Source organism: Hwangdonia seohaensis (assembly GCF_031932625.1).
Classification (GTDB): Bacteria; Bacteroidota; Bacteroidia; order Flavobacteriales; family Flavobacteriaceae; genus Hwangdonia; species Hwangdonia seohaensis.
In genome coordinates, this window is the sequence record NZ_JAVSCK010000003.1 from 87,299 (window position 1) to 101,834 (window position 14,536).

General features: G+C 36.7%; 11 protein-coding genes. 10 read left to right on the plus strand and 1 reads right to left on the minus strand.

Features of this window, described 5'->3' with window-relative positions:
- Nucleotides 1-81: 81 nt before the first annotated feature.
- The 8 genes from RNZ47_RS09530 (at nt 82) to ctlX (ending at nt 9,734) form a co-directional block, all read left to right on the plus strand.
- Nucleotides 82-1,074 carry a DNA-directed RNA polymerase subunit alpha gene (locus RNZ47_RS09530; protein WP_311939269.1) on the plus strand — a complete coding sequence of 331 codons (993 nt, stop codon included), beginning with the start codon at nt 82-84 and terminating at the stop codon, nt 1,072-1,074.
- Nucleotides 1,075-1,133: 59 nt separating this feature from the next.
- On the plus strand, nt 1,134-1,610 hold the full coding sequence (gene rplQ, locus RNZ47_RS09535) for a 50S ribosomal protein L17 (RefSeq protein WP_311939274.1): 477 nt from the start codon (nt 1,134-1,136) through the stop codon (nt 1,608-1,610).
- A gap of 117 nt (nt 1,611-1,727) precedes the next feature.
- Nucleotides 1,728-2,831: a glutamine-hydrolyzing carbamoyl-phosphate synthase small subunit gene (gene carA / locus RNZ47_RS09540; RefSeq protein WP_311939277.1), complete on the plus strand. Its 1,104-nt coding sequence runs from the start codon at nt 1,728-1,730 to the stop codon at nt 2,829-2,831.
- 236 nt (nt 2,832-3,067) lie between these two features.
- The gene (gene eno / locus RNZ47_RS09545) at nt 3,068-4,360 is read left to right on the plus strand and encodes a phosphopyruvate hydratase (protein ID WP_311939280.1); all 1,293 of its coding nucleotides are present in this window, start codon (nt 3,068-3,070) and stop codon (nt 4,358-4,360) included.
- Nucleotides 4,361-4,543: 183 nt separating this feature from the next.
- The gene (locus RNZ47_RS09550) at nt 4,544-5,830 is read left to right on the plus strand and encodes a citrate synthase (protein WP_311939283.1); all 1,287 of its coding nucleotides are present in this window, start codon (nt 4,544-4,546) and stop codon (nt 5,828-5,830) included.
- Nucleotides 5,831-5,964: 134 nt separating this feature from the next.
- Nucleotides 5,965-6,879, plus strand: a complete 915-nt coding sequence (locus RNZ47_RS09555; RefSeq protein WP_311939286.1) for a dimethylarginine dimethylaminohydrolase family protein — start codon at nt 5,965-5,967, stop codon at nt 6,877-6,879.
- 296 nt (nt 6,880-7,175) lie between these two features.
- Complete coding sequence (locus RNZ47_RS09560; RefSeq protein WP_311939288.1) at nt 7,176-8,489, plus strand: serine hydrolase domain-containing protein; 1,314 nt, start codon at nt 7,176-7,178, stop codon at nt 8,487-8,489.
- A gap of 309 nt (nt 8,490-8,798) precedes the next feature.
- Nucleotides 8,799-9,734, plus strand: coding sequence for a citrulline utilization hydrolase CtlX (ctlX, locus tag RNZ47_RS09565; RefSeq protein WP_311939291.1), 936 nt, complete (start codon nt 8,799-8,801; stop codon nt 9,732-9,734).
- Nucleotides 9,735-9,887: 153 nt separating this feature from the next.
- Here ctlX and RNZ47_RS09570 read toward each other — a convergent pair whose 3' ends face one another.
- Nucleotides 9,888-11,966 (minus strand): tetratricopeptide repeat-containing sensor histidine kinase, encoded by a 2,079-nt coding sequence (locus RNZ47_RS09570; protein ID WP_311939293.1) that lies wholly within the window; start codon nt 11,964-11,966, stop codon nt 9,888-9,890.
- Between the two features lie 390 nt (nt 11,967-12,356).
- Here RNZ47_RS09570 and RNZ47_RS09575 point away from each other — a divergent pair, with 390 nt between their 5' ends.
- Nucleotides 12,357-12,557, plus strand: a complete 201-nt coding sequence (locus RNZ47_RS09575) for a hypothetical protein (protein ID WP_311939295.1) — start codon at nt 12,357-12,359, stop codon at nt 12,555-12,557.
- 131 nt (nt 12,558-12,688) lie between these two features.
- Nucleotides 12,689-14,476, plus strand: coding sequence for an arginine--tRNA ligase (argS, locus tag RNZ47_RS09580; RefSeq protein ID WP_311939297.1), 1,788 nt, complete (start codon nt 12,689-12,691; stop codon nt 14,474-14,476).
- Nucleotides 14,477-14,536: the final 60 nt, after the last annotated feature.

Genomic DNA, 14,536 nt, shown 5'->3' on the forward strand with positions numbered 1-14,536 from the left:
TGGTATTTGGCCAAAGGGTTTATTAGTCTTCTTCAAACTTATAAACCGCGCAACCAAATAACAATTAAAACGAAGAACAATATGGCAGTATTTAATTTTCAAAAGCCTGATAAGGTAATCATGATTGATTCTACTGATTTCGAAGGAAAATTCGAATTCAGACCACTAGAACCTGGTTACGGATTAACAGTTGGTAATGCATTAAGAAGAGTTTTATTATCTTCTTTAGAAGGATTTGCTATTACATCGGTTAGGATAGAAGGTGTAGATCATGAGTTTTCAGCAATCGCTGGAGTGGTTGAAGATGTAACGGAAATCATCTTAAACCTAAAACAAGTTCGTTTTAAAAGACAGATTGAAGATATTGATAACGAATCAATTTCAATTTCAATTTCTGGACAAGAACAAATTACAGCTGGCGATTTCCAAAAATTCATCTCAGGATTCCAAGTGTTAAATACAGAGTTGGTTATCTGTAACTTAGATCCTAAGGTTAACTTTAACATGGAAATTACAATTGAAAAAGGTAGAGGTTACGTGCCTGCCGAAGAAAATAAAAAGTCTTCTGCACCAATAGGCACCATCTTTACAGATTCAATTTACACACCAATAAAAAACGTAAAGTACAGTATTGAGAACTACCGTGTTGAGCAAAAAACCGATTACGAAAAATTGGTTTTTGAAATCATTACCGATGGTTCAATTACACCACAAGATGCTTTAACCGAAGGCGCTAAAACGTTAATTCACCACTTCATGTTATTCTCTGATGAGCGTATCACGCTTGAAGCTGATGAAATTGCACAAACCGAAACGTATGATGAAGAATCATTACACATGCGTCAGTTGTTAAAAACGAAATTGATCGATATGGATTTATCGGTACGTGCACTTAACTGTTTAAAAGCTGCAGAGGTTGATACTTTAGGCGACTTGGTATCATTTAACAAAAACGATTTAATGAAGTTCCGTAACTTTGGTAAAAAATCATTAACAGAGCTTGAAGAGCTTGTAAACGTTAAAGGTTTAAACTTCGGAATGGACTTATCAAAATACAAATTAGATAAAGATTAATTAATCATATTTTGCTCCTCGCTAGTCGAGTATGGTAGCAAGATGATAAAACAAATGTCATGAGACACGGAAAAAAAATCAATCACTTAGGCAGAAAAACTGCACACAGAAAATCAATGTTGGCAAATATGGCTTGCTCTTTAATCGAGCATAAGCGTATTAACACAACAGTAGCTAAAGCAAAAGCATTAAAGCAATTTGTTGAGCCCATGATTACTAAATCTAAAGAAGATACAACACATAACAGACGTATTGTTATGGCTCGCTTAAGACAAAAAGACGCTGTAGCGGAATTGTTTAGAGATGTAGCGACTAAGGTTGGTGACAGACCGGGAGGTTACACAAGAATTATAAAGCTTGGTAATCGTTTAGGTGATAATGCTGATATGGCTATGATTGAACTTGTAGATTATAACGAAATTTATAACGCTGGCAAGAAAGAGAAGAAAACAACTCGTAGAAGCAGAAGAGGAGGTTCAAAACCTGTTGTTGCTCCAGTTGCAGAAAATAAAACAACAAACGAGGAAGAAGAATAAATGTTAATAAGCATTTTAAATATAAAGGATAAACTATTTTAGTTTATCCTTTTTTTTATGCAATTTTGTAAAACCCTGTTTCCGCGCAGGCGGAAATCTTATGAATTTAAGTATTAGATGAAATATCAAAAAAGACAAAAAGCCATCGTACTTCTGGCCGATGGTACTATTTTTTACGGTAAAGCTGTAGGTAACAAACAAGGCACTGCATTTGGCGAAGTATGTTTTAATACGGGCATGACGGGCTATCAAGAAATTTTTACAGACCCGTCGTACTACGGTCAGCTTATGGTGGCCACTAATGCGCATATTGGCAACTATGGCACGAATAAAGATGAAGTAGAATCCGACTCCATAAAAATTGCAGGTTTAATCGTAAAAAACTTTAGTTACGAATACTCAAGGGACATCGCAGATAAATCGTTGGAAGAATTTTTAGACGACAATAATTTACTGGCTATTTCAGATGTAGACACCAGAGCTTTGGTGAGTTATATTAGAGACCACGGCGCTATGAACGCTGTTATTTCAACAGAGGTTGATAATATTGAAGGCTTAAAAAAGCAGTTGAGTGAAGTGCCCGAAATGAACGGACTGGAACTGGCATCAAAAGTATCCACTAAAGAACCTTATTATTTTGGTGATGAAAACGCCACATATAAAGTAGCGGCTTTGGATATTGGAATTAAAAAGAATATTCTCAGAAACATTGCCAAACGCGATGCATACATAAAAGTATTTCCGTACAATGCAAAGTTTGAAGATTTAGAAGCCTTTAAACCCGACGGATATTTCTTGTCAAACGGCCCTGGAGATCCCGAGCCATTGGTTGAAGCCCAAGAAGTCGCTAAAGAAATCATTAAAAGGGATTTGCCGCTTTTCGGCATCTGTTTGGGGCATCAAGTTATTGCCTTGGCAAATGGCGTATCTACTTATAAAATGCACAATGGGCATCGAGGTATTAATCACCCGGTAAAAAACCTAAAAACAGGAAAGGGCGAAATAACGTCGCAAAACCACGGATTTGCAGTAAACCGGGAAGAGGCCGAAGCAAACCCAGATTTGGAAATAACCCATGTGCACTTAAACGACCATACGGTTGCTGGTTTGGCCATGAAAAACAAAAACTGTTTTTCGGTACAGTACCATCCCGAAGCCAGTCCTGGGCCACATGACTCATCCTATCTTTTCGATCAGTTTATCGAAAACATAAAGAAATAAAACCTAGATAAACCCCAAAAACAAAACGCTGTTTTTGGGGTTTATTATAAGTGAATTCCCCGATGTTTAACATCGCGGTTTCATTTGTCCCGAAGCATCGGGAGCCTTTCCCGTAAATACGGGAATCCACTAAAACGTTATAGATGTAATTTTGTGAAATTCTTCAAAAACATCTAAAATAAGACGATATTTAAACGTAAATTTGAAATAGTTAAACGATTAAAAGTAAACCAATTATGAGTATAATAATTAATATCCACGCAAGACAAATTCTAGATTCTAGAGGAAATCCAACAGTAGAAGTTGATGTAGTAACAGAAAATAACATATTAGGTAGAGCTGCCGTACCTTCAGGCGCATCAACCGGAGAGCACGAAGCAGTTGAGTTACGTGATGGCGGAAATACTTATATGGGTAAAGGTGTTTTAAAAGCGGTTGAAAACGTGAATACCAGTATTGCTGAAGAGCTTATAGGGGTTTCGGTTTTTGAGCAAAACCTTATTGATAAAATAATGATTGATTTAGATGGTACACCAAACAAATCTAAATTAGGCGCTAATGCTATTTTAGGCGTGTCTTTGGCGGTTGCAAAAGCTGCTGCCAACGAATTGAATATGCCTTTGTATCGTTATGTGGGCGGGGTTTCTGCAAACACCTTGCCTTTGCCAATGATGAATATCATTAACGGTGGATCGCATAGTGATGCACCCATTGCATTTCAAGAGTTTATGATTATGCCGGTAAAAGCTAAAAGCTTTTCACATGCGATGCAAATGGGAACCGAGATTTTCCATAACCTTAAAAAAGTATTGCACGACAGAAATTTAAGTACGGCCGTAGGCGATGAAGGTGGATTTGCACCAAACTTACCGGGAGGGACTGAAGATGCTTTGGATACAATCGCAAAAGCGGTTGAAAACGCGGGTTATAAATTTGGAGACGAAGTAAAAATCGCTTTAGATTGTGCCGCTGCTGAGTTTTACGAAAACGGACAATACGATTATAAAAAGTTTGAAGGCGATTCGGGTGTTGTAAGAACATCAAAAGAACAAGCTGAATACTTAGCTGAATTAGCTTCTAAATACCCAATCATCTCAATTGAAGATGGTATGGACGAAAACGATTGGGATGGCTGGAAACACTTAACCGATTTGGTTGGAGATACAGTGCAATTGGTAGGCGACGATTTATTTGTAACCAACGTAGAGCGTTTATCAAGAGGTATAAATGAAGGCATAGCCAATTCAATCCTTATTAAGGTAAACCAAATTGGTACTTTAACCGAAACCATTGCAGCCGTTAATATGGCCCATAATGCAGGTTACACTTCGGTAATGTCCCACCGTTCTGGAGAGACTGAAGATAATACCATTGCAGATTTGGCCGTAGCTTTAAATACGGGGCAAATTAAAACAGGTTCGGCATCGCGTAGCGATCGTATGGCAAAATACAATCAATTACTTCGTATAGAAGAAGAGTTGGGCGAAGTTGCGTATTTTCCTCAAGAAAAGGCTTTTAAAATAAAATAAATACAATTTAAATATTTTAAAAGGGCGGTTATTATTTTTAATAACCGCCCTTTTTTTGTTGCCATCAATTTTAATAATTCCCATATCAGCGAAATCGTTTGCAATAAGCTTTAAAAATAAGGAGATATTTTGTAAATTCGTGGAGTCGGTTTCGATTACAATTCAATAAGAAAAATTTACTATATGTCAGATAAAGCTACGTTAGAAATTAACGGTAATAAACACGAATTCCCAATTGTTATTGGAACAGAAAATGAAGTTGCAATAGATATTGAAACATTACGAAATACAACGGGTGGAGTAATCACATTAGATCCGGGTTATAAAAATACAGGAAGTTGTGAAAGCGCAATTACCTTTCTAGATGGCGAAAAAGGCATTTTAAGATATAGAGGATATGCCATTGAAGAATTGGCCGAAAAAGCAAGCTTTTTAGAAGTATCGTATCTTTTGATATTTGGAGAATTGCCAACAAAAGAGCAATTGGATAAGTTTAGAAACGATATTAGGTCGCATTCTGTTGTCGATGATGATATTAAAAAGATTTTAGATGCATTTCCAAAATCGGCACACCCCATGGGTGTTTTGTCTTCGTTAACCAGTGCACTTACAGCATTTTACCCATCTTCTGTAGATGTAAATTCAGAAGAACAAATGTACAATGCTATCGTTAGGATAATGGCGAAATTCCCGGTATTGGTGGCTTGGACTTTACGTAAAAAAAATGGCTTGCCTTTAGATTATGGGAGCAATAAATTGGGCTACGTAGAGAATTTATTGAAGATGATGTTTAAAAGCCCAAGTGATGACTACGAACAAAACCCAATTTTGGTTAACGCATTAGACAAACTTTTAATTTTACATGCCGATCATGAGCAAAACTGTTCAACCTCAACCGTAAGGATTGCAGGGTCATCCCATGTAGGTTTATTTGTGTCGCTGGCCTCTGGTATTTCGGCACTATGGGGACCACTTCATGGCGGTGCAAACCAAGCCGTTTTAGAAATGCTTGAAGCCATAAGGGCAGATGGTGGAGATACTAAAAAATACATGGCGAAAGCCAAAGATAAAAACGACCCTTTCCGTTTAATGGGCTTTGGGCACAGGGTTTACAAAAATTTTGACCCAAGAGCACTTATAATTAAACAAGCGGCCAACGAAGTTTTAGCCGATTTGGGAATAGACGATCCAATTTTGGACATCGCCAAAGGTTTAGCCAAAGAAGCCTTGGAAGATCCGTATTTTGTGGAGAGAAAGCTGTATCCAAACGTCGATTTTTACTCCGGTATTATTTATAGGGCTATGGGCATTCCAGTAGAAATGTTTACGGTTATGTTTGCCATGGGACGTTTACCGGGTTGGATTGCACAATGGCGCGAAATGCGATTGAGAAAAGAGCCCATTGGCAGGCCAAGGCAATTGTATATTGGCGAAACGCACAGGCCTTTTAAAACTATTGATAACAGATAGATACACATATTTTATTACATTAAAGCTTCATAATTTTTTATGGAGCTTTTTTGTTTTTTTTGAAGAATAGATAATAGAATAATATTTTTGATGGGAATATCGAAAAAAAAGAATATATTTTTTACGTTTGCATCATGTTGAAACTGAATATTAAAAATGAAACCTCTCGATTGCACGCCGTTGTTTTAGGAACGGCAGAAAGCAACGGGCCAACACCTAAAGTTGAGGATTGTTACGACCCTAAAAGCATCGAGCATGTTTTGGCGGGCACCTATCCCAAGGAAGCTGATATGCTTAAGGAAATGGAAGCTGTAGCTGCCGTTTTTAAAAAATACGACGTACAGGTATACCGACCAAAAGTCATAAAAAACTGCAATCAAATATTCTCGCGCGATATCGCCTTTGTTATTGAAGATAAAATGATACGCGCCAATATTCTTCCAAATCGGGAAGAGGAAGTACACGCCATTGATTATATCTGGGATCAAGTTCCGGAAAAAAACAGAATCATTTTACCCGAAGCATGCCATGTGGAAGGTGGCGATGTTATGCCTTGGAACGACTATATTTTTATAGGCACGTATTCGGGTGCCGATTACCCGGATTATATCACGGCCCGCACCAATACGGATGCTGTAACGACGATACAAGAATTGTTTCCAAACAAGATGGTGAAGTCTTTCGAACTCAGAAAATCAAATACCAATCCCAAAGAAAACGCATTGCATTTAGATTGCTGTTTTCAGCCCATTGGAACCAATAAAGCCATTTTACATAAAAACGGGTTTTTAGTAGAAAGCGAATACGAATGGTTATTGAATTTTTTCGGAAAAGAAAATGTGTTTGAAATTACCAAAGACGAAATGTACCACATGAACAGTAACGTGTTTTCAATTTCTGAAAAGGTTATTATTTCCGAACAAAACTTTACCCGATTAAATACCTGGTTGCGCCAACAAGGGTTTACGGTTGAAGAAGTCCCCTATGCCGAAATAGCAAAACAGGAAGGTCTACTGCGATGCTCTACATTGCCTTTAATTCGGGATTGAATTTTTGAAATGTTCGTTTAACGCTTGAGCTTTGAACAGTAAGGGGGCAAACTAGCGTTTGTTTTCCGCCACGCACATAGCAAAATCTTTGTGTTTTATTTATTCTTTTTTTTGTTCTAAAGCAATCCCGACGGTTCGTGACAAAAGATTTTGCGGTCTTCATAAAAATACACAAACCTTTCGATTTAGCACGAAGCTCGTATTGTTTATAGGTTGTGTTACAGGACGTTATTCTTTTTTATCATAAGGTAGACAATTAATGCCATATAGTTTCGCTATCTTTAATAAAAATAAAAATGACAATAAACTCGAAAGCCAGCTATCAAGCAATTCAACTGTTAATTATGTTCTGCTTTTCATTTCTCAGCTCACAAACCAGCGCCCAATATAGTGAAGCAAAAAGTATTAATGAAAAGCTTGATGAGATACGCAACAATCCATTTGATATGCCGTTCGAGCGAAGTGATATTAATCTCCTTAATTGGCAGTATTGGCCTTATAGTCGTTATGCAAGTCATCACCCACGAGAGTTTATACCAATGGCTACCATCCATGCTGACCCTGAAGCAGCAGCACTTGAAGAAATAAAAAATGATCCATTCAATCTCATGGAGTTAAAAGTTTCTGTTGATACAGAAAAAGATGTTCTATTGCCAGACCTTCTGAAGTCAATACAAATGAAAGGTTTTGCTGTAATGCATGCGGGAAAATTAGTTTTTGAAACCTACGACCAAGGCATGCAAAAACATGATATTCAAATTTTACAATCTAGTTCAAAAACGTTCACCGGTATGTTAATCCATAAGTTAGCAAGCGAGGGCTTATTAGATTTAGGCGCTAATGTGATTGAATATTTACCTGACTTGAATGCCGATGTTTTTAAAGGTTCTACGCTGCAAAATATACTTGATATGGAAGTGGGTTTTCCTAACTTTGGTAGTTACCACAACGCATATGATTTTGGCTTTATGAGTGAAGTTCATATGGGCCTAAAGCCAAAGGCGCTAGGTGTTGAACATCGTTCAACTTTGTCATTTATTCAGCAGTTTCAAAAACCATCTTTCGTTGCGGGCAACAAATTTTCATATAATGATATGAATACTCAGGTCTTGGCTATGGTTGCTGAACAGGTCACAGGTAAGCAATATGCCCAGTTGATAGAAGAAAATTTCTGGCGCCCCTTACAAGCCCGTTATGATGCAGCTGTTTCAATTGATGAAGACGGCAATGCAGGCGCTAGCTGGGGTATGGCAATAACATTAAGGGATGCTGCTAGATTTGGCCAAATGATGTTAAATAGAGGCAGTTTTAAAGGTAAGAGGGTAATCCCTGAGGGTTATTTTGAATCAACTTTTGACCAACCACCTACAGAGCCCCTATCGCCTTATTTTGTACTTGGACAACAAGAGGATTACAGAAATCAAGTCTGGATGCTGCGAGACGATGGGTTGATGCATACGATAGGTTCATTTGGCCAGTTTATTTTTGCGGATTACAAGAACGAAATCGCCATAGTTTTCATGGCAAATTGGAAGCATACCAGTCACTTAGAAAGCAAAGAGCATTTGCTGCGAATTGTCCGTGCAATAGGCAAACAGATAAATCGTTAACCATTTTATTGATACATGCTCTATAGCAGGGTTTTCACCGCTTTATTAAGTTCTATTTTTTCTTTGTTCTTACCTTAAGAAAAAAGAGATACGAATAAGAAATACTAATTGCTCTGATGTAATTTAGTGTTTTTTTAATGACCTGTAATGCAAAGATAAAGTTCCGTTTTAATGAACTTTATCGGTTGTTAAACGAAGGTGTCGTTTTTTTTCTGACAAAATCCAGTTTTTTTGGTGGCTTAAATATTATTCAAATGGTATACTATAATGTAAAATAGTTATACTTTTACAACGAAAATGACTAAGCAAATGCAACAAACCACAAATACCATATTAATGATTCGTCCTATAAATTTTAGGATGAACGAGCAAACGGCTGTAAACAATTATTATCAAGAACCCATTGATGGTGTTTTGCCCGAAACTATTAATACCAAAGCGCAAAAAGAGTTTGATGCCTATGTTGATAAACTAAGAGGCATTGGTGTGCATGTGGTGGTGGTAAACGATACTGCAGAGTTTGATACACCAGACTCCATTTTTCCGAACAACTGGATCTCGTTTCATGAAAATGGAAACGTAGGGCTATATCCCATGTTTGCAGAAAACAGGCGTTTGGAACGACGCGAAGATGTTTTAACAGAGCTTGAAAAGGAAGGTTTTGTAATCAATCACATAGTGGATTATACGAGTGCCGAAGAAGAAAATGTGTTTCTTGAAGGCACTGGTAGCGTGATTTTGGACCGTGCAAACCGTAAAGCCTATTGTGCGCTATCGCCTCGTGCCGATGAAGATTTGTTAATAGAATTTTGTGAGGATTTTGAATATACACCGGTAATTTTTACAGCATACCAAACCGTTGATAATAAGCGTAAGGCCATTTATCATACCAATGTTATGATGTGTTTGGGTGAAACTTTTGCCGTAATTTGCTTAGCTAGTATTGATGATAAAAAAGAACGTAAAAACGTCATTAAGCACTTAAAGGAAAACGGCAAAGAGATTGTAGATATTAGCGAAGAGCAAGTTGCCAATTTTGCGGGTAATATGCTGCAGGTAAAAGGAACTGACGATGTGTTATATTTAATAATGAGCCAATCGGCTTATGATTCGCTAACAAAATCCCAAATTGAAAAGTTGGAAAAGCATACTAAAATATTGTCGAGTTCTTTAAACACTATTGAGGCTTGTGGTGGCGGTAGTGCCCGTTGCATGATGGCCGAGGTGTTTTTGCCTAAAAAGTAATTGGGCAAAGAGATGCGTTAGGGATTGCAGTGGAAATCCTTTTTGTAAGGCACGAACAAAAAGATTGTAATGTAAAGCCCGACGCCGCTTCGAGAGCCTCAGCGAACAAGTGGGGTAACGCCCAAATACTTAAAAATGTTTGCTTTGCTAAATTTAAGCTGTTGGTTTCGATTTTGGTAATTTTACATAAAATGTGCTGCCAACATCTGGGGTGCTTTCTACCCAAATTTTTCCATTGTTGAGTTCTATTAGCTCTTTACAAATTGAAAGCCCTAAACCTGTTCCTTTTTCGTTATTTGTGCCCAAGGTTGTAAAGGTGTTGCTTTTAAAAAGCTTGTCTAGGTTTTGTTTAGAAATACCAACGCCGGTATCGGCAATGCTAATAATGCAACTGCCATTGCTAATGCGGTTTGAAATGGTAATGGTATCGCCGGTATTACTGAATTTTAGGGCATTTGCCAGCAAATTTTGGACAACAATTTCGAACATGCTTCTATCGGCATAAGCAAAGTCGCGCATGGAACGGTCTACGAGTGTGATGCCTTTGTTTTCCATGCGTTGCTCGATGAGCTTAATTTTGTCCTCAAAAACCTCCTGCACATCAAACAAGCTTGGTTTGGGCTCCAATGAATGCATTTGGGATTTAGACCAATTTAGCAAATTGAACAGTAATAAGGACGCGCTATTGGCGTTTTCGCTTAACTCTGGAATTAAATTATCGAACTCTTCGCGGGATAGCGAGCCGTCTTTTAGTAAATCTATAAAGCCGTTGATTGAGGATAGCGAATCTTTTAAATCGTGCGATACAATGGAGAATAGTTTGTCTTTTACATTGTTTACGTTTTCAAGATGCTTTGTTTGTTCTTGAAAAGCTTCGTTTTGCAATTGGATTTTTATGTTTTTTTCCTCAAGTTCTTGGGTGTATTTTATTCTGCTATTTCGTTTTAAATAAATTAATATTAAAAAAGTGGATACTATAGCTAATGCGGCCAATAAGGCATAAAAAATGAGTTTAAACCTATCGAACTTTTGTTTGCTCTCTGAAACGACAGCGTTGTTTGTGGGTTCGGGTTTTATGTCGTTTTTGGATTTTGTTTCTTCTCTATCAAAATCCGGATCCAATTCAAGTTTGGCGACGTTATTGGTTTTTAAGTTAACATTTGCACTGTTTTTGCTTAACTCGTTTTTTAATGTATAGTATTCGCGTTGCCACTCAAAAGCCCTATCAAATCTTTTTTTGATGGAGTCCAGAACCTTCATTAGTTTATAATGCCTTAACAGTTCTTTTTTGTTGTTGAGCTCTTTGGCAATGTCGCCCGCTTCCGTTAGTTGTTTTTCGGCTAAAACCAACCGCCCCTGTTGTAAATTTAATTCTCCCAAATTGTTTAGTACGGTTAAAAAACTGGACTTATCTTTATTTCGGAAGTTTAAATTATAACCTTTTACCAGATATTTTTCAGCTTTGTCAAAATCATTGAATTTTAGGTATTCGCCGCCTAATTTGGGGTAGACCATTCTTCGGATGGAATCGCTGTTTGCATTCTTGCTATTTAGTATTTTTTCGTAATATTCAATAGCTTTTCTGTGTTCTTTTCTAGATGAAAACAATTCAGCCAAATAACTGTTGGATTCGTTAATACCTTTCGTGTCATTTAACTGTTCCTGTATTTCTGCCGCTTTAAGGCAGTATTCAATGGCCTTGTCTACGGCATTAATGTTGTAATACGCTTTGGCTAAATTGCTGTACGACAGTTTAAGCTCGTTGGTAAGGTTTCGTTTTTCCAGCTCTTCTATAGCCGATAGTGCATATTGCAAGCCCAAGGCATAATTACCGCGTTTAATTTCCAGTAAACCAATACTGTTGTTAACTTTTGCAACACCAACTACATCGTTTAACTGCCGATACAGCGCTTTCGATTTGTTGTAGCCGTTAACCGCATTTATATAATCGTTTTTGTTCGCATAAATTAAGGCTTTGTAATATGCCACTTCGGCAATACCTTTATGGTAGTTAAGTTGGTTTGATAGTTTTTCGCTTTCAATAATATATTTAATAGCGCGATCAAAATCGTTTGTTTCGTAAAGTAGTTTTATAAGCTTAAGGGAAGTGTCAACTTTTAAACTGTCTTGATTTTGGAAAGCCAATTGTATGGAAAGACTATCCAACTCTTCGGATTGAGAAAACCCAGAGCAGACAGACATAAATAAAAATAACGTAATTATTTTCCTCATACAATATCTAAATTACACCAATAACAAAGCAGTGATAATGATATAAAGGTGCCTTATTTGAGGGAAATAAAGATTACTCTATTAAGTTGTAATATTTGTTTTAAATTGTCTTTTAATGTTGAATTTAATAGCTTTACAAAACAAAAGTTGTAAAAAGAGATGCATAATGCTAATTTCTGCGTTTTAATACCAAAAAATCAGATAAAAAGAACACTGAAAATTATTGTTAAAATCGACGAATAGATTAACGGCAAAAAAAATAGAAAAACGGTGTGTTTGTCGACGAAATGCATCCTTTGTTTTTTGTGTTATCAAAGGTATTTAAATTGCCAATTATATTTTAAGATTAAATTTTTTGTTATATTACTAGATAATTAAACTAATGGGCGTATGAACAAAAGTGTAAAAATGATTCTTTTAATAGTGGGTATTGTGCTAATTGGTTACGGTATTTATACGTTAATTGCTCCTGAAGCATCTGTAAGCATTGGCGGGTTTAGTTTAGAAGCACAAGACAATACAAATTCTTATATTACAATAGCCCTAGGTTTGGTTGCAATAGCATTAAATTTTGTAGGAGGAAAAAAGTAATTTAGGTTATAAATAATTGGATATAGGTTTAATTGCTCTAAACGTAATTAAACTTTTTATTTATTGGAATTATTTTGAACTTTAAAAATTAATAAATATCCTATCTTTGCTCACTTAAAAAGTTATAGTAAATGAGCCTTCAGGAGATATTATCCAAGCACGTAAAACAAGCCATACAAACAGCATATAGTTTAGAAATTGATGCTGTAGAATTTCAAGCCACCAGAAAAGAATTTGCCGGCGATATTACCGTTGTCATTTTTCCCATGCTGCGTTTTATTAAAGGAAACCCCGTGCAAATTGGTGAGACCGTTGGTAACTATTTGGTTGAACATGTTGATAATGTTAAAGCATTTAATGTTGTGAAAGGCTTTTTGAATATAGAAATTAGCGATGTGTATTTTACGCGTTTTTTTAACGCTATTCTTGAAGATGAAACTTACGGATTTTCAGCTATAAATAAAGATGAAAAAGCGGTAATGGTTGAGTATTCTTCGCCAAACACCAACAAGCCGTTGCACTTAGGGCACGTACGAAACAATTTATTGGGTTACAGCGTTGCCGAAATCTTAAAAGCATCGGGCAAAAAAGTGTATAAAACACAAATTATAAACGATAGAGGCATCCATATTTGTAAAAGTATGTTGGCTTGGAAACGTTTGGGTATTGGTGAAACGCCAGAAAGCACAGGTTTAAAAGGTGATAAACTGGTAGGTAATTACTATGTAAAATTCGATCAAGAATATAAGAAAGAGGTCGAAAAACTAATAGCCAATGGCATAAGTGCCGAGGAAGCAAAAAAGAATGCGCCAATTTTATTGGAAGCCCAAAACATGCTGTTAAAATGGGAAGCCGGTGATGCAGAAACCGTTGCACTTTGGAAAAAAATGAACGGCTGGGTTTATGATGGGTTTGATGTAACCTATAAAAATTTAGGCGTCGATTTTGATACTTTGTACTACGAAAGCAACACCTATTTATTGGGTAAGGAATTTGTTGAAGAAGGTTTAAGAACTGGTGTTTTTGAAGAAGAAGAGGATGGCTCGGTTTGGTGTGATTTAACCGAAGATGGTTTAGATAAAAAAATAGTGCAACGTGCTGATGGTACTGCGGTTTACATGACGCAGGATATTGGTACGGCCATACAACGTATTAAGGATTTTCCAGATGTTGGCGGTATGGTTTACACCGTTGGTAACGAGCAAGATTACCATTTTCAAGTCTTGTTTTTAATTCTGAAAAAACTAGGGTTCGATTGGGCAAAAAACCTCTACCATTTAAGCTACGGCATGGTAGATTTACCTTCGGGGAAAATGAAAAGTAGGGAAGGCACTGTTGTTGATGCCGACGATTTAATCGATGACATGGCAAAAACTGCTGGCGAGATTTCAGAAGAATTGGGGAAACTCGATGGCTATTCCGAAACCGAGAAACAAGAGCTTTACAAAATCATTGGTTTGGGCGCATTAAAATATTACATTTTAAAGGTAGACCCTAAAAAGCGTATTTTATTCGACCCAAAGGAATCTATAGATTTTCAAGGCAATACGGGGCCGTTTATTCAATATACCTATGCCAGAATTCAATCAATAATAAGAAAAGCAAATTTTGATTATTCAAAACCAAAAAACGATATTATTGAAAGACCTTTGCACAGCAAAGAAAAAGAGCTTTTAAAGCAACTTCAGTTATTTCCGGAAGTAATCCAAAATGCCGCAACACAGCATAGTCCGGCATTGGTTGCCAATTACACCTACGAGTTGGTAAAGTCGTTCAATTCGTTCTACCAAAACGTGTCCATTTTAGGCGCAGATAATGCGTTGGATAAACTATTTAGGGTGCAGCTTTCAAACAAAGTCGCTTTAACCATTAAAAATGCCTTTCGTGTTTTAGGGATTGAGGTTCCGGAAAGGATGTGATAAATTCATTTGAAAAAAGGAAAACCAATAAAATTAATTGCATAAGATTTAACTATTTTC